Origin of the sequence: Burkholderia alba (genome assembly GCF_034721475.1) — a bacterium.
GTDB classification, from domain to species: Bacteria; Pseudomonadota; Gammaproteobacteria; order Burkholderiales; family Burkholderiaceae; genus Burkholderia; species Burkholderia alba.
Genome location: NZ_JAWJWL010000001.1, coordinates 1 through 25,183 on the forward strand (window position 1 = coordinate 1; position 25,183 = coordinate 25,183).

Here is a 25,183-nt window from a genome sequence, read left to right on the forward strand (position 1 = left end):
AGTCAATCGCGTTGACACAGATCAATCCGATTCAGTGAACTGGATCGAGGGTGACGTCGTGCTCGTTCCAGCGGATGCGGTGCATGTCTTCGAGAGCGTCAGATTGTTGGATTCGCCGGTCGCGCCGTTCGCTGCGGTGATGGAGGGGCCGCCGCATTTCGGCGCAGCCGTACTTCCATCATTCACGGCGATCTTCAGCGTGATGGAAACCCCTTTATTAAAGGTTGCGACCGAGCCGCCGCCGTTACCAACCAGATTGAATTCCGCAGAATTCCACCATGCGCCAAGATCGGTCGTGTTGCCGGGCTGGCTGGCGGAATAAGCTTCCGTGCCATCCGTGAAGGTGACCGTATCGTTGCCGTTGACGGAGGCGGATCCCGACAACTTCAGGCTGGCCAACTGGCTCGCCGCGACAGCGGGGACGGTAGTCGCCGAGCTGTTGGTATAGCAAGCTGCCCCATTACTGTCAGTGGCGTCCCCCCATCCCGACGGGCAGCCCAAATTGCTGTAGTCATTCGCGGACGGATAGACCCAGTTCTGAATGAAAACCTGGGGTTCGGCGGGGGAACCACTGGCATTGGGGGCCGACGGATCATAGTTGTTGTTGGTCGAGTAGACAAATTGCTCCCATACCGTGCAGCTTGCGTATCCGAAATTCGAGCAGGCTGCCGCCGAGGTGCTTTGATTGCTGTTCAACTGCAACGTATATTGATTGCTCCCGGTGATGCCGACATCCGGCGCGTATTCGGGGTTATTGACGCCCTTCTCCGAGGTAATCCCGGTCGCTGACGGGAAACTTCCCACCGCCGAAATGATCGCGGAGGTTGTTTTGATGATGTAGTCGTTGCCGTTGCCCGCCGTATCAGGAATCGACGCCGAAAGCCCGTCTTCCGCGCGCACGATCTTCCTGCGCGGCGCGGGTCGCGCGGATCGATTGGTCGGCTCCGGGCCGCAGACGACTCTCGCCCAGGTCATGCTGGGGTAGGAGGCATGAAAACAGCCCGTCGTGGGGGGCGCGACTTGCTTGATGTTCTCGCGCCAGGTTGCCTGCGCTCCGGCCTGCGCCTGAGCCTGGGTTTGAGCCTGACCGCCAAAGCTGTTGGCAAGCTGTCCCGCATGCGCGGACAACGGGATCGCGCTCGTCAGGAGCCCCGCCCCCGCGATAGCGGCAGCAGAGGTGAGTTGACATGTCGCCAGCCATAGTTTCAATCGCATCGCTTTCTCCAGTGGGCATAACGTCGTATGGCCTTCGTCCCCGGACTATCCAGGGCCCCGACCGCCGTACAGCAAACCGTCGCAAATTCGTATGGGGTACCGCGAATCTCAATATTTGGAATTGTGTGGCAATCCTAAATGTCATGTGGCCGGAAAAGCCGCTATTGCTTAACCGGTATGGTCATCTGGATTGCAAAACGGGTGATTCCTGGAACAACTGCTTCGAGCCGATGATGCCGTCATGCTTCGCGCCGGTACGAACAATGCGACTGGCGGTTCCGCTTGGCCTTCGCCGCATGCGTTGCTGCGCCGGCTTCACGCGGGTCAAGCCCGTTCAGGCTATGCGACGATCCGCGTGCACCGCTGATGTGCGTCCATGACGGCACTGTTCGATTTGACGAACTCGGACCGACAAGACTGCCCGACAACCCTGATCCGGACGCATCTTCAGACAACGCGAGCGCGCGGCTTGAACATGCATCGACAATCTCTCGATCCGTTTTGCTTCTGGTGTGCTGCCGACGGGGCCTGCTGAATCCCTCGGGACGCTCGCGTATCTTGTCCCGGGATGGCATCCACCCGCCGTTGAGCGGATCGACGTCTCATGACACCGGGAATGAATCGCAAGCGAAAAGGATAGGGAAAATTCGACCTCGGAGACACCCTCTGGATGTAAGTATTATTAAATAATAATGTTAGCAATTTGTTTGAATTTATTAAGCCATACTAACTGCTATTGCCATTTGCATGAAAGAATGCAACGACAAATCCTGTTCGTCAAACTTTTTTTGATGAACACAGTGCACACATCACGCATCGTTCGCTAGGCCGCCCCCAACGTCGCAAGCGGCAACGCCCGCCCGCCGCTCGCGCAGCGCCACTTTCTCTACGACGTGGCGCAAGTCCGCGCCAACCTGNGCAAATCGCATTCGTCAAACTTTTTTTGATGAGCGTCGAGACGGGAGTGGGCGAGCGTAGGACGGGCCACCGGGCGCCAATGTCTCAGCGGGACGAAATAGGGCCGGACGCGGCCCTATCGCAAGGGCAGTCCGATCAGCAGGGGGAGAAAGCGGAAGGAATTTGAGCGAAGCGCTCCCGAACCAGAACGAGCCCCGGTCGGACATGGAGATTTCTTGGGTCAGGGCGCTGACCCGGCTGCATCCGGGCGTATGGCTTCTTCCATCGATGGAGGGTCCGTTCCGACATGCCGACTTGCCGGATCAGCGCGGCCCCGGTATTCCCGGCGCTGCTTGCTTCAGCATTGCCACAATCTGTTGAGTCGAGAAGCGCTCCCGTTTCTTGGCAAACTTCCTCCTGGTCCAGGATCAAGTTTGCCAAAAAGCTCGCTCTCGGATCGGTCCTGTCATCCTAAAGCGGATCACGAGGCCGTTCTCCCAGATTGAAATGACCCGAAGAAATCGGGCAGGTCAAAGCGGCGTCGGTCGCACACCGTCCCGCGCGCCGCACTGGAGCCCGGCGGGTGGACGGTGTCAACCAGATGCCGGCCGTCAAAGATCCATGTTGGCCGTACAGCAGGTTTGATTGAGATTGTCCCAACCGTTTTGGTTGGAGACATTGGTTGTCGGATCGCCACCAGGTACATCATCAACGATGCCACCGGCGACCTGATCGATTTCGCTTTGCTCTAGCACCTTCATCTTTCTCTCTCCTTGACGTGAAAAACAGGGAGCTCCTGCCAGCATCAACCATCATGAACGTAAGTTCGTCTAACGATCGATTCCATTTTTATCGCTTTCGAAAAGAGTAGGGCAACCGTCACGAGACGGGGTAACTGTGCGTCCATTTTTGATCGCGGTCGTTCACGCGTGGATCGCTGCTCGATGGGCTTGTGTCCGACGTGCGGAGGAATGGACGACGGCGCGGGTTGTCGGGGTACTGTACGTCGGTCGCGAAAGCGATCTCTATCTTGGTGGCCGGCGCTACCGTTGCGCCGGAAAATTGCGCGTGCGTTGAAGCCGCGACCGATCTTGCAGCCTGAATACGTTGCGCGGTCACGTCGCGATGCGGATCTCGACGTCGCCGTCGAAGTGGGTGCATGGAGGCGCCGTCTGCTGAAATCCCGGCGACGGGGGCGTGTTCCCCTGAACAGGGCAGCCTGACGGAGAGGTGCACGGCAGCGAGTCGCTGTGCGGCACCGACGAGCATGCGAATCCAAATGGCGGTGTAGCTTCGGTTCGCTTAATTTTTCCCCCGCAATCACAGATTGCCGAGACTCGCCGCGAGCTTGAGCTGGGCGATGCGTCATATCGATACGGCCAGCACACGCTGCGTCTGCGCATCGGTCAGCGCCGTCCGGGCGTTCAGCCGTCCGATGAAGGTGCCGACTCCCGCCTTGTAGCGCCCGCGTGCGATCGAGCACGCGGGCGGCAGGTCGTCTGAGCCTGTCGCTGATCGTTCGGCGTTCCCGCTTCGGCGCAGTGTTTTGCGCTAGCCTCAGCGAGGCGCTTCTTCGCGATGTTTTCCGACTGCCGTGGCCAGGTGCGGAGAACTGGGCGCTTACGATCAACCCATACCCCCTTCAGTCGATGCACGGAATCGATTGCCCTGTCAGAACATAGTAAAAAGTGTACTGCGGCTCCGAACAGCCCCCGCCCGCAAGCGCCTCTCCATTGAGACCGGTTTCTCCCACAAACGGAACAATCAAGCCATTGGGGGTCGACGCCCCCGCCACTTTCTGAATCTCACTTGCACGCAGCTCAATCATCTTGGACTCCTTATTGAATTGACGGAATTCTCGCGAACATCGGCACGCCGCTACGCATATGTGCTCAATCATTGTGTAAGACGTCGATGCGTGTTGGGAACTTCCGTCCATATTTGAAGATTCGCTGAATCGAAACTTCAATTTCACGGTAGGTGGGGTTGCGCTGTCATGTCAATACATCGAAAGACGCGCGGCGCAGATTTGGATGGAGGGGCACGAAATTTGGACGGATTTACACCTTTGGGCTGGGCTGCCCAGAGCACATCAACACGCGTGGGCGCTATGTCTTCTCGCTGCCGTAGTCTGTCGCGGGTGGCGCGTTGCGCCCCTTGCTCAGGGGGAATAGGCAATGATACATAGTATCGTTTTGTGCGTTTGCCTAGCAGCAGACAGAATGAATTCGATCAGTTTTCCTATCCGTGAAAGAAGGAGAAGGTTCAATTTCATGCGTCACTTCTCAATGCCGTTCGCATCGATGCGTTTTTTCGATTCCACTGCTGCCTGTTTCTAGTCGGTAACCGGACGACGCGTGTTGTCGCGCTTTTTGGCGCCACGCTGCTCTCTGCCTGTCATAGCGGCATCGAGGACCACCGCCATACGACGTCGTCCACACCGATCGGCTGTTCGCAGCTCAATGGCATGTCGGTTCCGACGATAGCGGATCCTCGCGCGTCAACCAGGAAGGGCATCGCGTGTTCGCCGCAGGGTGCTGCCACGTACTCTCAGGCGTGTCCGTAGGTCTCCCTGTTCCGTTGCTCCCCCGATCCCTGAGACAGTGGAAATCGCTCGACCGGTCGGTCGAGCGAAAACCGGATCACCGATTCGGATCTGGCGGACAGGCGGTGGTTCGGAGCGGACTGCCCATCGTCCAACCTCGCGCGTTTCGGCGGATGCGGGGCGCGACTCGACGGCCTGTTCGACAAGCTGCGTATCGGCGGCGCGTCCGGTCGACGCATCGCCATGACGACCGAACCGTCGCCGGCCGTGCGCCGGGGCCGCGCCTACGGCCGGCGGCGACCCGGAGCGATCAGGGTTCCACCAGGCACATGCCGGCGCGATCGTCGCCCGTTTCGACGATCCACGCATTGGATGCGATCTTGCTGAAGCGCAGATCGATTTCGTCGCCGACATCGGGCAACGCGGACGGCAGCGGATGGGAGGCCGCGCTGTCGCGCGCGGTGTAGGCGACGTGGCTCACCCGGCACAGCAACGAGCCGTCGCCGCTGAACAGCGTCTGCAGCGAACCGCTGCGATCGATGGAAAGATTCTCCTTCTCATGCTGGAAGCAACCCGAGACATGGACCCGATGCACGTCGAGCCAGAACGACGTCGACAAGACCGCCTGACGCGTCACCTCACCCTTGCTCAATACGAAACGCGGCTGGCGAATCACGCATTTGCCGTGCGGCAAGTCGCGATACGCGCCCACGGTCACATACCAGACGGTCCATCCGACCAATACCGCCACGCACAGTGCGATCAGTTGCTCTTTTTTTCGATGAAATAGGATTGGCACAGTTCGGGCGTTTCGTAGATGGATTTGGGGCATACCGCCAGCCAGTCGTTCGATCCCAGTCCGATCTTGTAGACGAAGCTGCCCTTGAGCGGCGAGATGTCGATGGCCTTCAGCAAGTTGGGTTGATCCATGCGGCCGTCGGAGAAGTAATGAATGCCGTCGATGGTTTGCTGGAAGCGGAACCGGAACGTGTTGTCGCGGTGCCGGAAGGTTTGCCACGTCAGCACGCCTGCCCAGGCCGCGAGCGTCACGTAGATCGCGAAATACGCCGCGCGGCGGCGCGGCGAGCGCGCATTCGACGGACGCCCGGCGGCGCGCGCATCGACCGTCACGCCGGCGGCCAATAGGGCGGGTGCATCGAGCGGCGCGGGCGCCATCGCCACGCCCGGTGCGAGGGCCGCTTGCGCGCCGGGGAGCGCGATGACGGGCGCGGGCTCCGGCGTTTCGGGCACGACCGCCGCAACGGGCGCAGGATCGAGCGGCTCGACGAGCCCGACGAATCTCAAACCGAGCCTGGGCAACGTCTTCACGTCGGTGCGAGGAAGACCTTGCTCGTCGAGCTTCACGCGCAGCGCGCGCACGAGCTGGTGATAGCTGCCCTCGGTGACGAAGAGGCCCTTGCTCTCCCAGATCTGCTCGATCACGGCTTGCTTGCTGGCCGTGCCGAGCATCAGGATGGAAAGCAGCTCCGCCTCGTTGGCGGTGAGTGTGGTGGTGATGCCGCCGCGGGAAAGCGTCATCGCTTGACTATCGAATACGACACTGCCGTCGATCTGGTACTTACTCAAAATATGGCGCTTCCCACTGTTAAAAAAAACATTCCAAAGCGATATGAATCGCCGATATGGGTCTGCCCGAGCGCACGGCGCATCGAATGGCGCACACGCATGGTTGTCGAGCATTGACCGGATGGCGGCGCGCACAGGCGTCGCGCCATCGCGCGGTTGAGTGGGGATGCGTCGATTTGCCGCAGAAGTTCGGATGTCGGGAGCAGCCCGTGGCACGTCGACGGCGGCTCGTTCGGAGGCGTTCCTGATGACCCCGGCAGGACGCTGAGGTGACATTATCTTTTACGTTATTGTCGTAAGCAATTATTTAATAAATTGTTTACATGTGCGATGCGATGCCAATCGAGACGGCGGCAACGAACTTCGGTGTACGAATTATCAAATTTCAATCGAAATTCAAATTGAAATTGGCAATGGATCAAGCGAGAACGCGGGCGCGAAGAAGGCCGGCGCCGGTGGAATCGGCCGCGATGCGCTCGATCTCCTCGCGGCGAGCGAGGCGGTAGCGCCGCCGCATGCAAGTCTCGATGACGGTACTCGGGGCAGGGGGGGAGAGAAGTGGCGCGCGAGGCGAAGGGCCGCGCCTTGTCCGGCTCGCGTGAGCGCGAGCCGGCGTGGGGAGGCCTACCAGGTGCCGTTGCCGTCGAACGTCGGGCAGGCGGCCGGATCGTCCGGGTCAGGGAACATCACTGCTTGCTTGAAGTCGTTGATCAACCATTGCTTCATGATGTCGTCGAGCGACGGCGGCGGCTTCGACGCATCGTCGCCGGCCGGGCGTCGAACGGGCTCAGCGGCCGTGGGTGGGGTCGTGGCGGGCGATACGGGCATCGGGCAACTCCGGTTCGGTTGGGGCGGATGGGGCGACGGGCGATGCAGCATCGTCGACGTCGGGCGCGCCGCGCCGCGCATCGGTCGTCACGCCTCGCGCGGATGCATCGTCGTGTGCGCGCGCGACGGCGCGACAGGCGGCGCGCGCGGCGTCGCTGAGTTCGCGCGCGACGTCGCGGGGGTCGAACTCGAGGATGTCCTCGCCCGATTCGACGACGAACGTGCGCGTGTCGGCCACGACGACCTGCACCGACGGATAGGTTTCCTGCAAGCGGTCGCGTATCGCGTGCGCGGTTCGTCTCGCGCGCACCGGCACCGATACGCGCAACGGCCGGCCGGTCGCGCAGGCTTCCCGGCGGGCGAGCGTATCGGCGATGCGCAGCAGCAGATCGGGATCGTCGAGCAGGCCCTCGAGCGACTGTCGGATATCGTCGACGACGTGCTCCGCCAGCGTCGCGCGACGCTGATCCCATTGATCGACGCACGCGCCGATTTGCGCGATCGCGCGGGCGAATCCGGCTTCGTAGCCGTCCGTCGCCGCCGCGGCGCGGCACGCTTGCGCTTCGCGTTCGGCGTCCCGCACGAGCTGACGGGCGCGGCGCTTCGCATCGTCGAGCAAGCGTTCGGCGCGCGCCGCCTGCGACAGCGGCGCGCGCTTGATCAACACGCCGGCGAGTGCCGTCAGCGTGTCAGGAAACTGACGCGGGGTCCAGGAGCGCATGATTCATCGCGAAGGAGAACAACGTGGGAGGGCAGGCGTCGTGCGCGTCGCGGAAAGCATCGAGTCCGGCCGCCGGGCTTGGCGCGCACGCGCGCGGGAACAGCAGCGGCAGACGCTGGCGCAGCGCGCGAGGTGCATCGCGCAGCGCGCCGGCGAGGCTCGCGGCTCCGGCCGCGAGGATCGCGCGATCATCGGGCGCGCCGGTGCACGTCGCGTTCGGTACGGCGGGAATGGGCAGACACAGGAAGCGCCGGCCGGCCGGATCGAGCCACGCGTAGCGGCCATGCGCGACGAGCGTCGCGCGCAGTCGTTGCACGCCGATCAAGAAGGCGACGCGCGGCAGATGCGCCCAATGATCGACGCACGCCCGGACGAACGGCGCGTCGCGCCAATCGAAATCGAGCGCGGTGTCGAGTCGATGATGGTCGATGATCCACTGATTCGCGAGATCGGCGGGCAGGCGCGCGAGATCGATGTCGGCGATCGTCCGATGATCGGCGTGCGCGTAGCCGAGCGGACCGTACATGACCTGCATCAGCGCCTGCGTAGTCAACGGAGCGGCTCCCGCGCATCGTCGCGCGCCGTTCGCGTCGGACCGGCCGGGCGGGACGAATGGATCGCGTCGATCGACGCGGCGGTGCTCGGATCGATCGGCGTGTCGGACGTCGTCCGCGATGCGTCGCCGGGTGACGCGCCGCGCTCGGCGAGACGGCGCCGCCGCCAGGCGAACCAGGCCGCCGCGGCCGCCATGAGCGCGACCGCCGGCACGGCGAGCCAGTCGCGCCATGCGGTGCCCGCTTGCGGCGCGGCGGCCGTGGGCGCGCCGCGGAACAGCGACGGCGCGCGGTACAGGATCACCGAGATGTCGTCGTAGTCGATGTTCGTGAAGCTGTTTTTCACGAAACGCTTCACTTCGCTCACGAGGATGTCTTCGTTGACGTCGTTGCGATAAGTCAGCAGCGCCGCGACGTGCATCCGCGCGTCGGTCTTGCCGCTGTCGGACGGCTTCAGCGGATAACTGATCTGCACGCGCGCGCTGACGACGTTCTGCAGCGCCGCGAGATTCTGTTCGAGGCGCTGCTCGACGGCCGACAGCAGGCGGGCCTGTTCGGCCTGCGGCGACGCGACCAGCGCGTCCGACGGGAACGCCTGCGCGATCTGCACGCGCGCCTGGGACGGCAGGCCGTACTGTCGAAGCAGATCGACGGCGGTCGGAAAATCGGCTTGCTCGACGGTGACCGCGTAGCCGATCTTGCCGAGGTCTTCCTTGCGCACGGCGAGATCGTGAGCCTGTAGTACCGCGACGACGTCGTTCGCCTGTTGCTCGGTCAGGCTTTTCAGCAGCTCCTGCTGATTGCACGCGGCAAGCAGCAGGAGTGCCGGCAGCAGCGACAAGGAGACGATTCGCTTCATCGCGTCACTGCGCCTTGACGAGCGTCTCGACCGCCGACACGGCCTTGCGTGCGAGCGTGCTCGCGAGCGACATGGCGATGCCGTAGTCGGACAGCTCGGTTTGCAGCGCCACCAGTTTTTCCGGGTGCGCGAAGTCGACCGGATCGGCGAGTCGGGATTCGATGCTCGATTTCGCGACATTCGACTGGTCGTTCGCGCTCGCGACGACGTGCTTCAGGATCGTGTCGAGCGTGGCCGGATGATCGGACGATTCGATTTCACTGAGCGGCGACAGCGCGGATACGGCGTGCGGATTCGTGATGTTCATGATCGTTCGGGCCGGCGCGGCGCGGCATGCGCCGCGTCGTTCCGGGCTCGGTTGAGAGGTTAGCGGAAGTTCGAGACGATCGACGAATCGATGTCCTTCATCGATTTCACCGCGCTGCTTTGCGCGTTGCGATACAGGTTGTACTCGGACATGATCATCTGGTAGTTCGCGAGCGCCGAGGGATCGCTCGGATTCTTCGTGAGGTTCGCCTGCGCGTCTTGCAGCTGCTGGTTCAGGTCCTTCACGCCGGCGTCGAACGCGCGGCCGATGCCGGTCAGATAGCCTGACCATTCATAGTCGAGCAGCAACGGAGTCGGGGTATTGCTCATCGGGAATGTGCTCCTTCCAAAGGTTGCGGGAAATACCAGGACGCGTGATCGAGCAGCACGTAGCCGTCGCCGCCGTCCCGATAGGATTTGCCCTTCAGCCAGTCGGTGCGCAGCGCGATCTTGAAATCGACGCGGCGCATGCCCCATTTGTGGCCGAACGAGCGCATGAGCGCCTGCAGCGCGGCGAGCTCCTCGTCGCCGAACGACGTCGCCACTTCGAACGTCGCGCCGCCTTGCCGCGGGAGCAGGCGGTAGCGCGCGCCGATCCTGTCGAGCGCGTCGCGCGCGTCCTGCTCGATCGCGCCGAGCGCCGCGTCGACGACCCGAACGTCCTCCGCGTACGGCGCCGCGCGGCGGAGTTCGCGAACGGCCGCGTCGCGAGCGACGGAGGACAGGCCGTGGGTGACGACCAGCACGGGGTGCGCCGGTGCGTCGAGGCGCACGGTGACGAAGTCGACGCCGGCCTCGTCGAGCTGGCTTTCGATGCGGTGCCGCTCCGCGCCGATCACGACGACCTCGACTTTTTCCGGCAACGCGGCTTTCAGCAATGCCTCGCGATCCCATTCCGCTCCGTCCTGCGACGCGCTCAATACATAGATCGACCCGTCGGCGCCGGGCAGGATCGCGTTGCGCGCGGGCGAACCCGCCAGCAGCTCGGCGACGCTCGCGAGTTTCTGCGCGCCGACGTGGCGTTGCGCCTGCCAGTACGCGAGCGCCGCGAGCGCCGCCCCGGCGACGAGCAGGCCGGTCAGCTTGAGCGCGAAGCGGGACGCATGGACGCCGGACGCGCCGGCGACGTCGCCGGCGACGTCGCCGGCGTCCCGGCGCGCATCGATCGGCGCGGGGCGCGGCGTGTAGCGCACGACGCCGTCGCTCCACGTTTCGTGATGCCGCTTGACGGCGAACGCGACGTCGCCGGAACGGCACACGGTGTTGAACGTCGCGCCGCGCGTATCGCAACCGTCGGCGGAGAGAAAATCGATTTCGAAATCGTTCAGCGCGTCGCCGCCGGTTTCCGTGATCGCGCGCACGCATTCGCCCGATGCAAAGACGCGCAATCGGAAATTCGGCGCGTCGCTTTGATACGGGATATACAACGTGTCGATCGCGCGCTCCAGATAATGCGCAGTCGTATTCGCCGTGAGCGCGTCATGCGAATCGTCGATCAATGCGTCTCCGACGCGGAAAAATGTCTCGTTTCGCAGGATCGTGATATCCGATCCGAAAAGCGGACCGAACAGGATTCGGAGCTGCAATAATTCTCGTTCTGAATCTGTTTGACTCATGTCTGCCATTTCCCGTGGCGGCTCGATCGATCGACGCTTCGATCTCGAAGTGATTGCCCGATTCGCGGCGCGTATCCGGTGCGTGATCGGAAACCGGATGCCGGGAGAAAACGAGCCTGTCGTGCGATAGGTTCGTTGCCGAGCCGGATGCCGGCCGGATGGACCCAATATACGGCGGGGCGGGCCGCCCCGCTATGAATCGCTCTGAAAATTCCTGAATTCGGGCTTGAAGAAAGATTATCGATCGATGAATAAATATTAATTTATTGAGTTTTCATCAATCCGGAGTTTTTCGCTTGATCGAATGATTTCTCGTGATTAGTCTGCGCAACTGTGAGGACGCGGAATGCCGTATCGGCAGATCGATCCGGATATCGAGGAGCGCGCGATGGTCAGTAGATTCAGTAAGTTCGATTGCATGGTGGTGTCGCCTGGGAAATCGAAGTTATTTTCCGGGCCGGTAATCAAACTGCTCAAGCCGGTTACGGAATGCGTCAAATTGGACATTGCGCTCTCCGGGGTCTCTCGTGAAATCGAGATCGACGGAAATCGATCGGCGTTGATTGCCGGAGGCGACCGGATTCAGATCGTTTCGCGGGAAGGTGCGTGGCGTTTTCATGACGTCCCGTTATTCGAAGCGGCCAAACTACTCGCGTTCCTGGAAAGCCGCGCCGATCCGGACGGCGGTGATCGGGACCATCGGCCGATGACGTCGGACGGCGCGGTGGCGGGTGCCCCCGGCGATCTGAGTATCTGGAAATTCGATCGCTGGCTGATCGCTCGCGTGATGGACGCGTCGCCCGACGCCGTTCCGCTCCTCGCGTTCCTGCGCGCACAGGAGAGTTACGGACTCGTGCGCTTTCTGCTGAGCGAGCGCGCGAGTCCGCAGCCGGTCGCCGTGCTCGCCGCGCGGTATGGCGTGTCGGAGTCGCATTTTCGCCGGCTGTGCCGGCAGGCGCTCGGTCGCGGCCTGAAGCGCGAGCTGCGGCAATGGCGGGCGGCGCAGGCGGTGCTGGAGGTGGTCGAGGGCCGCGAGAGCATGACCGAGGTGGCGATGAGCAACGGCTTTGCATCGTCCTCCCACTTTTCCCGGGAGATCAAGGAACTGTTCGGCATCTCGCCGTGCCGGTTCCGCCGCAAGGCATCAGAGGATGCGAACCGATGACGAAAGCGGACAAGGCGGGGCGGTGGTCGATGGCGCTCGCGGTGTGGCTGTTGACGGCGGGCGCCGTGCTGGCCGCGCCGCCGCCCGATGCCGCGCCGGGGGACGATGCGAGCGCGGCGTTCTCGCCGCTCGATACCGCCGGCGACGCGGGCGCGGCGGCGCAGCCGGCGAGCGCGCAGGGCCGCGACGCGCGGCACTTCGTTGCCAACGACGCGAGCATCAGCGTGCTGCTCAACGCGCTGTCGGGCCGGTTGCGCAAACCGGTCGTCGCGAGCGAGAAGGTCCGCCGCAAGCACGTGACGGGCGAATTCGATCTGACCCGCCCCCGCGCGCTGCTCGGACAGCTCGCGGACACGATGTCGCTGCTCTGGTATGACGACGGCGCGTCGATCTATGTCTACGACAACGCCGAGATCAAGAACGCCGTCGTGTCGATGCAGCACGCGAACGTTCGCAACCTGCGCGATTTCATCCGCGAGACGCGGCTCTACGATCCGCGCTTTCCCGTGCGCGGCGATGATTTGAGCAGTACGTTCTATGTGACGGGCGCACCCGTCTATGTGAATCTCGTCGTGGCCGCGGCGCGCTATCTCGACGCGGTGCGCTCGAACGAGGCAAGCGACAAGCAGGTCGTCCGGGTCGTCCCGCTGCACAACAGCTTCGTCGTCGATCGTCAGTACACGCTGCGCGACAAGGAGATCGACATCCCGGGGATGGCGACCGTCCTCGGCCGGATCTTCGGGCCGGCGCGGCGCGGCCAGGCGGCCGCGCCGTCGCCCGCGGCCGCCGCGAGCGCGCCGCGCGGCGCGCCGTTTTCGCTCGCCGGCGCGCTGCCCGCGCCCGCCGACGGCGGGGCGTCGACGGCACCCGGCGCGGACGTGCCCACGCAGCCGGCGGCGGCGGGCGGCTTCGCGATTCCCGCGTCGGACGGCGTGCGCGCGGTGGCGTATCCGGACACGAACAGCGTGATTCTCGTGGGACGGCTCGACAAGGTGCAGGACATGGAGGCGCTGATCCGGTCGCTCGACGTGGAGAAGCGGCAGATCGAGTTGTCGCTCTGGATCATCGACATCCGGAAAAGCCGGCTCGATCAATTGGGCATCGACTGGCAGGGCGCGCTCAACGCGCCGGGGATCGGCGTGGGATTCAACACCGGCGGCCGCAACGGCAACGTGACGACGCTCGACGGCACGAAGTTCCTCGCATCCGTGACGGCGCTCAGCCAGACCGGCGATGCAACGGTGGTTTCGCGGCCGATCCTGCTCACCCAGGAGAACGTTCCGGCCACCTTCGACAGCAACCAGACCTTCTACGCGAAGCTGATCGGCGAGCGCGCGGTGCAGCTCGATCACGTGACCTACGGCACCCTCGTCAACGTGCTGCCGCGCTTGACGCGCGATGCATCGCAAGTCGAGATGATCGTCGACATCGAGGACGGCAACACCGACGGCGCGACGAGCGACGGCCAGATCGTGGTCGACAACAACACGATGCCGCTCGTCAACCGCACCGAGATCAACACGGTCGCGCGCGTGCCGCACGAGATGAGTCTGCTCATCGGCGGCAACACGCGAGACGACGTGACGCGGCGTGCGTTCCGCATTCCCGGGCTCGCGAGCATCCCGCTCATCGGCGGACTGTTTCGCGGGCATTCGGATCGCCACGAGCAGGTCGTGCGAGTGTTCCTGATTCAGCCGAAGCTGCTGCGCGCGGGCGCCGCTTGGCCGGACGGGCAGCCCTGGACGTCCGGGAATCCGGCCGACAACGCGACGCTGCGCGCGACGGTGCAAATGCTGAAGCCGTACAGGGAGGACGCGCAATGAGTTCGATCATCGGCGGTGGCGGCTCGGCGCCGCGTCGCGGTATCGTGCAGGACGGTCTCGGCACGGCGAACCGTCTCGACGCGGAGCCGCCGCTCGACGACGAATCGCAAGCGGTCGCGGCGGGCGCGGCCGACATGCAGGCGCGGCTCGCCGATGTCGACGAGGAGTCGGCGAGCGCGGCGCTGGCCGGCCGCTTCCGCCTGTCGGAGCGCAAGGGCCGTCGCAGCGACGATCTCGAGCGCATTCTCGATACCGACGCCGACGAGAAGCTTGACGCGCTCGACGCGTTGCTCGGCCGCGGCGGCGTCCGAGGCGACCGGGGCGGCCTCGCCGCGTGGCTGCGGGAGGCGCGCGAGCGCTTTCGCGATGCGAGCGACCTGCTGCTCGCGCTGCGCGAGCTGCGCAGGCGGCGGCGTCTCGACGGCGAACGCGTCGACGTCGTCGAGCAGGCCATCGAGGCGTTGCTCGCGGACGGCGACGACAAGCACGTCAAGGCGGGCATCAACGCGGCGCTGAAGGCGAAGCTGTTCGGCGCGCGGATGCAGCTCGATCCGCGCCGGTTGCGCGAACTGTACCGACAGTTCCTCGAATTCGACGGCTCGCCGCTCGTCGTCTACGAGGATTGGATCGAGCAGTTCGGCGCGAGCCGACGCAAGCGGATACTCGACTACGTGAGTGCGGCCTTGAGCTACGACATGCAGTCGCTCGATCCGAGCTGCCGTTGCCCGGCGGAATTCGGCCCGTTGCTCGGGATCCTCCATCACGCGCGCACGGTGTCGTCGGCGGACGACTTGTTTACCGGCCGGCTGCTCGGCGACGCGCTCGCGCGCGACTGCGGACTGACCGAGGATCGCGCGCTCGCGATGATGCTGGGCGGCTTGCAACGGCCGTTCTCGATGGCCGACGTATTGCTGCGCACCTGCGGCGATTTGCTCGAACCACTCGCGGCGGCGCGCCGCGCGCAGTTGCTGCAGCTCGCGCTGCGGGCGTTCTCGGGGGTGCCGATCGCGCTCTACGGCGACGCCGACGCGCGCCGCGCCGCGCTCGGCGCGATCGAGGATCTGATCGGCGCGATGCACGCGCGCGAACGGCGTCAGGCGCGTCCGCGCGCCGGGACGGACTGACCCGTGCGAGGCCGCCCTTTCCCTCCGCCGAATGCCATGCTGAAGAATCTGCTGATCAAGGCTCAAGCCCATCCCGAACTGATCGTCCTGTGCCTGATGGTGCTCGTGATCGCGATGCTGATCGTGCCGCTGCCGCCTTACGTGCTCGATTTCCTCATCGGCTTCAACATCGTGACGGCCTTGCTCGTGTTCATGGGGTCGTTTTACATCGTCAACATCCTCGAGTTCTCGACGTTCCCGTCGATCCTGCTGATCACGACCCTGTTCCGGCTCGCGTTGTCGATCAGCACGAGCCGGATGATCCTGCTCACGGCGGAAGGCGGCAAGATCATCACGACCTTCGGCCAATTCGTGATCGGAGACAACCTCGTCGTCGGCTTCGTCGTGTTCGTGATCGTCACGATCGTGCAGTTCATCGTCATCACCAAGGGCTCGGAGCGCGTCGCGGAAGTCGCGGCCCGCTTCTCGCTCGACGCGATGCCGGGCAAGCAGATGAGCATCGACGCGGACTTGCGCGCCGGCGTCATCGACAACGAAGGCGTGAAGGCCCGCCGCTCGGCGCTGGAGCGCGAGAGTCAGCTTTACGGGTCGTTCGACGGGGCGATGAAGTTCATCAAGGGCGATGCGATCGCCGGCATCGTCGTGATCTTCGTGAACCTGATCGGCGGCATCTCGGTCGGCGTCGCCCAACACGGCATGTCGGTGTCCGAGGCGCTGACCACCTATACGATCCTGTCGATCGGCGACGGCCTCGTCGCGCAGATTCCCGCGCTGCTGATCGCGATCGGCGCGGGTTTCGTCGTCACGCGCGTGGGCGGGTCGGAGAAGAACCTCGGCGCGAACATCGTCAGCGAGTTGTTCTCGCATCCGTTCGTGCTGGCCGTCACGGCCGTGCTGGCGCTCGCGATCGGTCTGTTGCCCGGCTTTCCGCTGCTCGTGTTCCTGCTGATCGCGCTGGCGCTTGGCGCGATGTACGCGCGGCGCGAGTGGCGCAAGCCGGGCGGCACCGCCCGCGACGGCAAGGCGGGGGGCGCGGCGGCGAGCGGTGGAGGGAACGCGGGTGCCCGCGCCGCGGACGACGTCGACGTCGAGACACTGATCCCGGAGACGGTGCCGTTGATGTTGATGGTGCCCGAGGCTGTGCAACCGCTGTTCGAGCGCGACGACGTGATCGGCGCGTTCAGGCGGCGCGCGTTCGTCGACATGGGGCTGCGGCTGCCGGACATTCGAGTGGCGTATTCGCCGCGGATCGACGCGCGCGAGGCGATCGTGCTCATCAACGAGATTCGCGCGGCGACTTTCGCGATTTGCTTCGACCGGCAGCGCGTGGTCGGCTCGACGCTTGCGCTCGAAGGGCTGTCCGTCGACGTCGTCCGGCTCCCGGACGGCGCGGGGGGCGACGCGTGCTGGGTGAGCGCGTCGCAAGCCGACGCGCTCGCGAAGCTGGACGTGCTCACGCGGCCGGCGATCGATGACCTGTACGGGCAGTTTCTCACGGTGATGCTGAGCAACGTGTCGGAATTCTTCGGCGTGCAGGAGGCGAAGCGCCTGCTCGACGACATGGACCGGAAGTACCCGGAGCTCATCAAGGAAAGCTATCGGCACATCTCGGTGCAGCGCATTGCCGAGGTGTTTCAGCGGCTGCTCGCCGAGAAGATCTCGATCCGCAACATGAAGTTGATTCTCGAATCGCTGGCGCAGTGGGGGCCGAGGGAGAAGGACGCGATCCTGCTCGTCGAGCACGTGCGCGCGGCGCTGGCCCGCTATATCTCGAATCGCTTCGCGGCCGGCGGCAAGCTGCGCGCGCTGGTGCTGTCGGCCGAATTCGAGGACACGGTCGGCAAGGGCGTGCGGCAGACCTCCGGCGGCGCGTATCTGAATCTCGAACCCGCGACGAGCGAGCAGCTGCTCGACCGGCTCGCGCTCGAACTCGCGCGCGCCGGGTTCTCGCAGCGCGACATGGTGCTGCTCGCATCGATGGAAGTCAGGCGTTTCGTCAAGCGGCTGATCGAAAGCCGCTTTCCGGAACTGGAAGTGCTGTCGTTCGGCGAAGTCGCCGACAGCGTTGCAATCGATGTATTGAAGACGATCTAAGGAGAGAAAGCGATGAACGTCGATGTCGTCATGCTCGTCAGGGAAAGCATGGAGAAAATGGGGTGCGGCGAGGCACTCGCCGATGAGTTCGACGCGCAAGCGCCGGTCTGCATCGCCTTCCATTCGATGCCGGAAATGTTCGTCGAACGCGACGACGAGCGCGTCACGATCTGGAGCCGGCTCGGTTACGCGGGCGAGAGCCAGCTCGCGCGCTGCGCGTTCGATCTGCTCGCGTATCAGATGCCGCGCGGCTCCGATGCATTCGCGTCGCGGCGGCCGCTGCTGTCGCTCGTCGACGACGCGCTGATTCTGCACGGCCGGGTCGAGCCTCCGTATCTCGCGGACGCCGATCGCTTCACCGAAGCGCTCGAAACGTTCTACGCGGATCTGTGCGCGGTCAACGAGATCCTCGAACGATGAACGCCGCCGGCGATCCGCTCGGGCTGTTGAAGCGGCGCGCGCACCCGCGCCGCATTCACGGACCGATCATCGAGGCGCCGTTGCCGGACGTGGCGATCGGCGAGCTGTGCACGATTCACGCGGCGGCGGGGCGTGACGACGTGATCGGCCGTGCCCAGGTGGTCGGCCTCGGGCGGGACGGGGCGATCCTGAGCGTGCTGGGCGACACGGCGGGATTGTCGCGCCACGTGTCGCTCGCGCCGACCGGCGAACCGGTGACGATCGAGGTGTCGCGCGCGCTGCTCGGCACCGTCGTCGACGCGACCGGCGCGGTCGTCGAGACCTTCGGTTCGGCCCGGCCGGCCCCGGTCGGGGCGGCGCGGCGAATGGCCATCGACGCGCCGCCGCCCGATTACGCGGTTCGGCGCGCGATCGAACGGAGGCTCTCGACCGGTATCCGCGCGTTCGACGGACTGCTGACCTGCGGCGTCGGTCAGCGTTTCGGCATCTTCGCGGCGGCGGGGTGCGGCAAGACCTCGCTGATGAACATGTTGATCGAGCATGCGGCCGCCGACGTCCATGTGGTCGCGCTGATCGGCGAGCGCGGGCGCGAGGTGTCGGCGTTCGTCGAACGCCTGCGGCGCTCGGGCAGCCGGGATCGCACCATCGTCGTGTACGCGACGTCGGATCGATCGTCGGTGGATCGCTGCAACGCGGCGCGGATCGCGACGACGATCGCCGAATTCTTTCGTGATCTCGGCTGCGACGTGATGCTGCTGCTCGATTCGATGACCCGCTATGCGCGCGCGCTGCGCGACCTCGCGCTCGCGACCGGCGAGGCGCCCGCCCGGCGGGGCTATCCCGCGTCGGTCTTCGAGCATCTGCCGCGTTTGCTCGAGCGGCCGGGGAGAACGGCCGAGGGCAGCATCACCGCGTTCTACACGGTGTTGCTCGAAAGCGAAGAGGAGTCGGATCCCATCGGCGACGAGATTCGCTCGATCGTCGACGGCCACGTGTATCTGAGCCGAACGCTCGGCGCGCGAGGACATTTTCCGGCGATCGATGTGCTGAAGAGCGCGAGCCGGTTGTTCGACGAGATCGCCGACGGGCCGCATCGCGCGCTGGCGAGACGCTTCAGGCAGCACCTCGCGCGGATCGACGACATGCAGGTGTTCCTCGATCTCGGCGAATACCGGCGCGGCGAGAATCCGGACAACGACGACGCGCTCGACCGGCGTCCGGCGCTCGACGCCTTTCTGCAGCAGGCGGTCGACGAGGCGTCGGATTTCGATGCGGCGATCGCGCAGATGCGCGAGGCCGTGTCATGAGCCGACTGGACAGTGCGCGTCGCCTGCTCGCGGTGCTCGACCGGCGCGGCGAGGCCTTGCGCCGTCAAGTAGAGCGCGGGCGGCGCGCGCTGTCGGAGTTCGATGCGCGGATCGCCGAGCGGCGCGCGTCGATCGCGCGACTGGGCGAGCGACTCGCGGCGGGCGTGCCGCCCACCACGTATGCGCACTGCGAATTGATGCGCGTGCGCGGCAAGCAGGCGACGCTCCGCTTCGATATCACCTGCCAGCAAGTCGAAATCGACACGTTGATCGAGCAGAGACAGACGGCCGATCAGGCGTTGCGCGCGGATCTCGGCGCGGCGCGGGCGCTCGAGCGGCGTCGCGGCAAGCATCGCGATTGGCTCGCGGCGCGCGAGAAGGCGCGCGAGCGGCGGCGCGATGCGATCGACGAGGCGGACGTCATGGAAGGAGGGAGTCATGGCAGCAATCACCCACACTAACGCGCCGCACGGCGCCGGGGGCGATCCGGCGGCGGGCGCCGAATCGGGCGGTAGTGAACGGATGTCCGATCTGCAGGCGGCGTATCGCGAGCAATGCCGCGCGGCGCTCGACGAGTCCGGCGACCGACGGGATCGCGACGACGCGGACACGTGCCGCGGACCGTCCGGTAAGCGGCGGCGACACGAAGGCGAACCGTTCGCCGCCGCAGGGTGGCCGTTCGCGCCGCGCCAGGCGCGCGAGCGCGCGGCCGTTTGGCGGTTCGTCGTCGGACCGGGCGACGGGCAGGGGGGCGGCGCCGATGTCGACGCGGGAGGAACCGGCTCGGCGGGAACCGGCGTCATGCGGCCGGGCGCGGCCCGGGCACCCGGTGAGGCGGTGCATGCCGAAGCGGCGCCGCGGGCGGGGATGCGCGATGCAACGGGCGAGCCCGCGGCGGCTGCGGCGGCTCATCCTCGGATTTCTCGTCCGGCCGTCGGGCAGACCATCCCATTCGGGCCGGTGGCCCGGGCGACGCGGGAGCCGCCGGGCGGACAAGTCGGGGCGGCTGCGCCGTCCGTTCCGGCGCCGCCGGCCGCCCCGCTTGCGGTGGCGGCGGCCGGCGGCGCGGCGTCGCCGTCGTCCTCCGCGGCTGCCGTGCGCGGCGACGCGATGTCGCGTGGGGCGGAGCGGCCGGCGTTGCCGACGCCTCGCGCCGCGCGAACGGCGGGCGCGCGGCCGGGACGTGACGCGCGCGACGACGCCGGCGCGGCGGGCGACGGCGCGGCCGGCGTTTTCGCGCGGGCCGCGCCGGATATGCCGCTTCGGCCGCGCACGGACCACGCGAGCGGACATCACGCATCACGGCCGGCGCCTCGCGAGTCGCTCCCCGATCCGGCGCGGGCGGACGCGCGCGACGTCGGCGAAGCGCCGGGCACGCGAGTGCGTTACCGCTTCAATTCATGGGCCGGTCGGCCGGCCGTCGAGCTGCGTTTCGATCTGCACGACACGTCCCGCGTCGTCACGGCGCAGCCCGGCCACGAACGGGTGCGGCAGGCCATGGCGCACAGCGCCGATCGATTGACGCCGGGCTGGACCGTCGAATTCGACCGCCGGCCCGACGACGGCGACCGTCGCGCGCCTTGGCGTCGCGCGCATCAGGAACCGGAGCCGGACGAACGATGAACCCGCGCTACCCCTCATTGCGCGCCGTCGCGCCCGCCGATTTGGCGTTGTACCGGAGCGCTCGCGCGCTGCGCGCGGCGGGCCAGCGCGTCGCGCTGCGCCGGACCTCGCCGCCGCGCGGCTACGCGGTGGTGCGGGCGGTTTGGCGCGACGTCGAGTACGACGGCTGGGTCGACGTCGACGATCTGATGCGGCTGTGTCATCCGTCGCTCGGCGCGCTCGCCTGGCGCGCGTTCGACAGGCGCTACGTATCGGATTGGCTGAGCGGACCGGCGGCCGCCGCCGCGTTGCCGGCGCCGCCCGACGGCTGGACCCGGGCGCGGCTCGCCGAGTTCGTCGAGGCGCCGCCGCGCCCGGCGCCGCTGCTGTGCTTCGACGCGCCCGATCGCGCCCGCGCGTTGTTCCGCGCGTTTCCGCACGAGGCGCTCGCGCCGCGCGTCGTCGCCGACGTCGGCGCGCTGCCGCTCGTCATGCGTTTCGTGATCGGCGAGACGCGTCTGCCGCTCGCGCTGCTGCCCGCCGTCGCGCCGGGCGACGCGCTGCTGGTCCGCGCGCCGCGCAACGTCGTCCGGATCGGTGCGCGGGCATTGTGTGAATTTCGTTGGGAAGGAGAGACCATCATGTTGAACGAACGGATTGACGACGAGGCGGACGACGAGTGGACGGCCGTGGACGAACCTGTCGACGCGGACCCCGGTGCGCCGCCGCTTTTCGACGTCGAAGCGTTGCCCGTCACGCTGGAATTCACGTTGCATCACGAGCGCGTGACGGTCGCGCGGCTCGCCGGCTGTCATGCGGGCATGGTGTTGCCGCTGGGCGGGACGCCGGGCGAGGTGACGATCCGCGCGAATGGGCAGCCGTTCGGCCGTGGGGAATTGATCCAGGTCGGCGAACGGCTCGCGGTCGAGGTGACGTCGCTGTGGCGAGCGAAACCGGTGGCGCGCGATGGCGAATAACGAAATCGCGCTGATCGTCCTGTTGTCCGCGGCGACGCTCGTGCCGTTCATCGTCGCGTCGGGCTCGTGCTTCATCAAGTTCTCGATCGTGCTGGTGCTCGTGCGCAATGCGCTGGGCATTCAGCAGGTGCCGTCGAATCTCGCGCTCAACAGCATCGCGCTGATCATGTCGCTGTTCGTGATGATGCCCGTCGCGCAGAGCGCCTATCGATACCTGGAACATCGCCCGCTGGACGTGATGAACGGCGCGTCGGTCAACGACTTCATCGACGGCGGCCTCGGCAGCTACAAGCGCTATCTCGCGCGCTACGCGGACCCGGCGCTCGTCGGCTTCTTCGAGCACGCGCAGGCCGCCCGCCTGAAAGGCGACGACGCGGACGACGCCGACGCGGACGATGCGCCGGACGGTTTCGACAACTCGCTGTTCGCGCTGTTGCCCGCCTATGCGCTGACCGAAATCAAGAGCGCCTTCAAGATCGGCTTCTATCTGTATTTGCCGTTCCTCGTCGTCGACCTGCTCGTGTCGAGCGTGCTGCTCGCGCTCGGCATGATGATGATGAGCCCCGTGACGATCTCGGTGCCGATCAAGCTGATCCTGTTCGTCGCGATGGACGGCTGGACCCTGATCTGCAAGGGCTTGATCGAGCAATACCTGAATCTGATGCAGTGACCGCGACGCGGTTTTTCGAGGAGCCCGAACCATGGCCGAACTGACTTACGCAGGCGACAAGGCGATTCTGCTCGTGATTTTGCTGTCCGCGGCTCCCGTCGCGGTCGCGACCATCGTGGGCCTCGCGATCGGCTTGTTCCAGACGGTGACCCAACTGCAGGAACAGACCTTGCCGTTCGGCCTGAAGATGCTGGCGGTGTTCGGCTGTCTGATGATGCTGTCCGGCTGGATCGGCGGCAAGCTGCTCGCGTTCGCGGCCGAGATGCTGGCGATCGGCCTGCGCTGAGCCGTCGCGCGCCGTCCCCGACCTCAGACGATGGATGCCACGATGGAAGCGTTCTACCGGCATGCGGGCGCGATCGCGCTTGCCTACGCGAGGATCGCGCCGGTGTTCTATCTGTTGCCGTTCCTGAACGATCGGACGATCGTCAACGGTTTCGTGAAGAACACGATCGTGTTCGCCGTCATCCTCGGCATGTGGCCGAGCATCGGTCATCCCCATCCGCCGGGCCGCGGGCTGCTCGGCATGGCGATGACCGAGGCGGGCGCGGGCCTCGTGCTCGGCGTCGCGTTGTCGCTGCCGTTCTGGGTGGCGGCGACGATCGGCGAATTGATCGACAACCAGCGCGGCGCGACGATCAGCGACTCGATCGATCCGGCGACGGGCGTCGAGGCGTCGGTGCTCGCGCCGTTCGTGAGTCTGTTCTACGCGGCCGCGTTCCTGCAGCAAGGCGGCATGTTGACGATCGTCGAGGCGCTCGAGGCGAGCTACGCGACGGTGCCGGCGGGGGCGCTGTTCCATGTCGATCTGGTGCGCGTCGGCGCGCTGCTCGACGATCTCGTCGCCCACGGGCTCGCGCTCGCCGCGCCGGTGTTGATCGTGATGTTCCTGACCGATGCGCTGCTCGGTTTGTTCTCGCGGTTCTGTCCGCAAGTCAATGCGTTCTCGTTGTCGTTGACGGTCAAGAGTCTTGTCGCCTTCGCGGTGTTCCATCTCTACTTCGTCTACGCGGCGCCGCATGAATTGACTGCGTTGTTGCGCGTTCATCCTTTCGACGCGTTGGCGAGGTGAGCGATGGCGGAGAAAACCGAACAACCCACCGCGAAGAAACTGCGCGACGCCGCGAAGAAAGGCCAGACCTTCAAGTCCCGCGACCTGGTCGCGCTGGCGGTCGTCGCCGTGGGGACCGTGTCGGCTTCCGTCCTGGTCGACCTGACGCGCGTGATGGCCGAATTCGTCCGCATGGCGACGACGGCCGCCTATCCCGATCCGAGCGCCTACGCGTTGGCCTGGGCGAAGCGGTTCCTCGGGATCGCCGGGCCGTTCGTCCTGATCTGCGCGGTCGCGGGCGTGCTGCCGTCGCTGCTGCAAAGCCGCTTCACGTTGGCCGTCGACGCGATTCGCTTCGATTTCGAGGCGCTCGATCCGATCAAGGGCATGAAGCGTCTGTTCAGTTGGCGATCGGTCAAGGACGTCGCGAAAGCGCTGCTCTACGTCGCCGTGCTGGCGGTCACCGTGCGGGTGTTCGCCGATCTCTACCATCGCGACGTCTTCGGGCTGTTTCGCGCGCGCCCCGCGTTGCTCGGCCATATGTGGCTGGTGCTGACGATCCGGCTCGTGCTGCTGTTCCTGGCTTGCGCGCTGCCGGTGCTGACGCTCGACGCGGCGTTCGAATACTTCCTGCATCGGCGCGAGTTGAAGATGGACAAGCACGAGGTGAAGCAGGAGTACAAGGAGAGCGAGGGCAGCCACGAGATCAAGAGCAAGCGCCGGGAGATTCACCAGGAACTGCTGTCGGAGGAGATCAAGGCGAACGTGGAGCAGTCCGACTTCATCGTGGCGAATCCGACGCACATCGCGATCGGCATCTACGTGAATCCCGACGTGGTGCCGATCCCTTTCGTCTCCGTACGCGAAACCAATGCGCGCGCGCTCGCGGTCATCCGGCATGCCGAGGCGAGCGGCGTGCCGGTCGTTCGCAACGTCGCGCTCGCGCGCGCCGTCTACCGCAATTCGCCGCGCCGCTACAGCTTCGTGAGCCCCGACGACATCGACGGCGTGATGCGCGTGCTGATCTGGCTCCGGGAAGTCGAAGCCGTGAATCGCGGCGGGCCGATGCCGCCATCGGAGGCGGGGCTCGCGGCGCCGGATGACGAGACGTTGTCCGGTCGAGCGGATGACGGGGCCGAGACCGATGATCGCGGCACTTGACAACCCGGGAAAACTGCTTTGTGAAATTTTCCCGATCGAACGGCGCGTAACGTGGCAACTGTCATTCGACGGTACCGAATCGCGCGCCGCAATCTGTGTGAATGGTGAACTCAACGAGGTGACGGCATGACGCAAACCGATCCGAATATCGACGACATGGAAGCCGAGGACATGGCCGCGGCGCTGCTGGAGGCGGTCCAGAACGGCGCGACGCTGAAGGATCTGCACGGGTTGTCGCAGAACCTGATGGACGGTATCTATGCGTTCGCGTACCGCTTCTATGAGCAGGGGCGGCTCGACGACGCGGAGGTGTTCTTCCGCTTCCTGTGCATCTACGACTTCTACAACGCCGAGTACGCGATGGGACTGGCGGCGATCTGCCAGTTGAAGAAGGAGTACGCGAAGGCGATCGATCTGTATGCGCTCGCCTATTCGCTGTCGAAGGACGATTACCGTCCGATGTTTCATACCGGTCAATGCCATTTGCAGATGGGGCAGGCGGCGCTCGCGCGCCGGTGCTTCGGCGTCGTGGCCGAACAGGCGCGCGACGACCGTCTCAGGCAAAAGGCCGAGTCCTATCTCGCGGGCCTCGATGAAGTGAGCGCCCCGCCGGACGCCGCGCCGGCGTCGGCCGGGGTCGACAACTAGCCAACAGGAGCTG

General features: G+C 65.5%; 26 protein-coding genes. 14 read left to right on the plus strand and 12 right to left on the minus strand.

The genetic code is table 11. From position 1 onward, the window contains the following. Positions 1-21 precede the first annotated feature (21 nt). From RZR99_RS00005 to RZR99_RS00060, 12 genes are all read right to left on the minus strand, one after another. Complete coding sequence (locus RZR99_RS00005; RefSeq protein ID WP_323117683.1) at positions 22-1,215, minus strand: hypothetical protein; 1,194 nt, start codon at positions 1,213-1,215, stop codon at positions 22-24. Positions 1,216-2,723: 1,508 nt separating this feature from the next. Continuing rightward, a complete protein-coding gene (locus RZR99_RS00010; protein ID WP_323117684.1) occupies positions 2,724-2,873 on the minus strand; it encodes a hypothetical protein in 150 nt (49 codons plus the stop codon). An 881-nt stretch (positions 2,874-3,754) separates the two neighbouring features. Next, entirely contained in the window at positions 3,755-3,940 is a 186-nt protein-coding gene (locus RZR99_RS00020) for a hypothetical protein (RefSeq protein ID WP_323117685.1), read from the minus strand. Between the two features lie 1,027 nt (positions 3,941-4,967). Continuing rightward, complete coding sequence (locus RZR99_RS00025; RefSeq protein ID WP_323117686.1) at positions 4,968-5,456, minus strand: hypothetical protein; 489 nt, start codon at positions 5,454-5,456, stop codon at positions 4,968-4,970. After that, positions 5,420-6,244, minus strand: coding sequence for a winged helix-turn-helix domain-containing protein (locus tag RZR99_RS00030; protein WP_323118004.1), 825 nt, complete (start codon positions 6,242-6,244; stop codon positions 5,420-5,422). The genes RZR99_RS00025 and RZR99_RS00030 overlap by 37 nt, the downstream gene beginning before the upstream one ends. Before the next feature lie 624 nt (positions 6,245-6,868). Next, the gene (locus RZR99_RS33255; protein ID WP_407655377.1) at positions 6,869-7,072 is read right to left on the minus strand and encodes a hypothetical protein; all 204 of its coding nucleotides are present in this window, start codon (positions 7,070-7,072) and stop codon (positions 6,869-6,871) included. Next, positions 7,032-7,793, minus strand: a complete 762-nt coding sequence (sctL, locus tag RZR99_RS00035) for a type III secretion system stator protein SctL (RefSeq protein ID WP_323117687.1) — start codon at positions 7,791-7,793, stop codon at positions 7,032-7,034. Before sctL ends, RZR99_RS33255 begins: the two co-directional genes overlap by 41 nt. Beyond that, positions 7,762-8,346, minus strand: coding sequence for a type III secretion apparatus protein OrgA/MxiK (locus tag RZR99_RS00040; RefSeq protein ID WP_323117688.1), 585 nt, complete (start codon positions 8,344-8,346; stop codon positions 7,762-7,764). Before RZR99_RS00040 ends, sctL begins: the two co-directional genes overlap by 32 nt. Then, positions 8,343-9,206: a type III secretion system inner membrane ring lipoprotein SctJ gene (gene sctJ / locus RZR99_RS00045; RefSeq protein WP_323117689.1), complete on the minus strand. Its 864-nt coding sequence runs from the start codon at positions 9,204-9,206 to the stop codon at positions 8,343-8,345. Before sctJ ends, RZR99_RS00040 begins: the two co-directional genes overlap by 4 nt. A gap of 4 nt (positions 9,207-9,210) precedes the next feature. Further along, the gene (gene sctI, locus RZR99_RS00050; RefSeq protein ID WP_323117690.1) at positions 9,211-9,513 is read right to left on the minus strand and encodes a type III secretion system inner rod subunit SctI; all 303 of its coding nucleotides are present in this window, start codon (positions 9,511-9,513) and stop codon (positions 9,211-9,213) included. 59 nt (positions 9,514-9,572) lie between these two features. After that, positions 9,573-9,842, minus strand: a complete 270-nt coding sequence (bsaL, locus tag RZR99_RS00055; protein ID WP_323117691.1) for a type III secretion system needle filament protein BsaL — start codon at positions 9,840-9,842, stop codon at positions 9,573-9,575. Continuing rightward, entirely contained in the window at positions 9,839-11,128 is a 1,290-nt protein-coding gene (locus RZR99_RS00060) for a PrgH/EprH family type III secretion apparatus protein (protein ID WP_323117692.1), read from the minus strand. The genes bsaL and RZR99_RS00060 overlap by 4 nt, the downstream gene beginning before the upstream one ends. 388 nt (positions 11,129-11,516) lie before the next feature. Here RZR99_RS00060 and RZR99_RS00065 point away from each other — a divergent pair, with 388 nt between their 5' ends. From RZR99_RS00065 to sicA, 14 genes are all read left to right on the plus strand, one after another. Then, complete coding sequence (locus RZR99_RS00065) at positions 11,517-12,293, plus strand: helix-turn-helix domain-containing protein (protein WP_323118005.1); 777 nt, start codon at positions 11,517-11,519, stop codon at positions 12,291-12,293. Beyond that, the gene (gene sctC / locus RZR99_RS00070; RefSeq protein WP_323117693.1) at positions 12,290-14,116 is read left to right on the plus strand and encodes a type III secretion system outer membrane ring subunit SctC; all 1,827 of its coding nucleotides are present in this window, start codon (positions 12,290-12,292) and stop codon (positions 14,114-14,116) included. The genes RZR99_RS00065 and sctC overlap by 4 nt, the downstream gene beginning before the upstream one ends. Then, positions 14,113-15,240, plus strand: coding sequence for a type III secretion system gatekeeper subunit SctW (gene sctW, locus RZR99_RS00075; protein WP_323117694.1), 1,128 nt, complete (start codon positions 14,113-14,115; stop codon positions 15,238-15,240). Before sctC ends, sctW begins: the two co-directional genes overlap by 4 nt. A gap of 36 nt (positions 15,241-15,276) precedes the next feature. Next, on the plus strand, positions 15,277-17,334 hold the full coding sequence (locus RZR99_RS00080) for an EscV/YscV/HrcV family type III secretion system export apparatus protein (RefSeq protein WP_323117695.1): 2,058 nt from the start codon (positions 15,277-15,279) through the stop codon (positions 17,332-17,334). Positions 17,335-17,346: 12 nt separating this feature from the next. Beyond that, positions 17,347-17,754 (plus strand): InvB/SpaK family type III secretion system chaperone, encoded by a 408-nt coding sequence (locus RZR99_RS00085; protein WP_323117696.1) that lies wholly within the window; start codon positions 17,347-17,349, stop codon positions 17,752-17,754. Beyond that, positions 17,751-19,061 carry a type III secretion system ATPase SctN gene (gene sctN / locus RZR99_RS00090; RefSeq protein WP_323117697.1) on the plus strand — a complete coding sequence of 437 codons (1,311 nt, stop codon included), beginning with the start codon at positions 17,751-17,753 and terminating at the stop codon, positions 19,059-19,061. Before RZR99_RS00085 ends, sctN begins: the two co-directional genes overlap by 4 nt. Further along, on the plus strand, positions 19,058-19,522 hold the full coding sequence (locus RZR99_RS00095) for a BsaT protein (protein ID WP_323117698.1): 465 nt from the start codon (positions 19,058-19,060) through the stop codon (positions 19,520-19,522). The genes sctN and RZR99_RS00095 overlap by 4 nt, the downstream gene beginning before the upstream one ends. Beyond that, on the plus strand, positions 19,500-20,684 hold the full coding sequence (locus RZR99_RS00100; protein WP_323117699.1) for a SpaN/EivJ family type III secretion system needle length determinant: 1,185 nt from the start codon (positions 19,500-19,502) through the stop codon (positions 20,682-20,684). Before RZR99_RS00095 ends, RZR99_RS00100 begins: the two co-directional genes overlap by 23 nt. Then, positions 20,681-21,640 carry a type III secretion system cytoplasmic ring protein SctQ gene (gene sctQ, locus RZR99_RS00105; RefSeq protein WP_323117700.1) on the plus strand — a complete coding sequence of 320 codons (960 nt, stop codon included), beginning with the start codon at positions 20,681-20,683 and terminating at the stop codon, positions 21,638-21,640. Before RZR99_RS00100 ends, sctQ begins: the two co-directional genes overlap by 4 nt. Beyond that, positions 21,630-22,310, plus strand: coding sequence for an EscR/YscR/HrcR family type III secretion system export apparatus protein (locus RZR99_RS00110; RefSeq protein ID WP_323117701.1), 681 nt, complete (start codon positions 21,630-21,632; stop codon positions 22,308-22,310). The genes sctQ and RZR99_RS00110 overlap by 11 nt, the downstream gene beginning before the upstream one ends. Positions 22,311-22,341: 31 nt before the next feature. Next, entirely contained in the window at positions 22,342-22,596 is a 255-nt protein-coding gene (bsaX, locus tag RZR99_RS00115; protein WP_323117702.1) for a SctS family type III secretion system export apparatus subunit BsaX, read from the plus strand. Positions 22,597-22,626: 30 nt separating this feature from the next. Further along, positions 22,627-23,382, plus strand: coding sequence for a type III secretion system export apparatus subunit SctT (gene sctT / locus RZR99_RS00120; RefSeq protein ID WP_323117703.1), 756 nt, complete (start codon positions 22,627-22,629; stop codon positions 23,380-23,382). Between the two features lie 3 nt (positions 23,383-23,385). After that, positions 23,386-24,522 carry an EscU/YscU/HrcU family type III secretion system export apparatus switch protein gene (locus RZR99_RS00125; protein ID WP_323117704.1) on the plus strand — a complete coding sequence of 379 codons (1,137 nt, stop codon included), beginning with the start codon at positions 23,386-23,388 and terminating at the stop codon, positions 24,520-24,522. Positions 24,523-24,648: 126 nt separating this feature from the next. Beyond that, entirely contained in the window at positions 24,649-25,170 is a 522-nt protein-coding gene (gene sicA / locus RZR99_RS00130) for a type III secretion system translocator chaperone SicA (protein WP_323117705.1), read from the plus strand. The last annotated feature ends 13 nt before the right edge of the window (positions 25,171-25,183 follow it).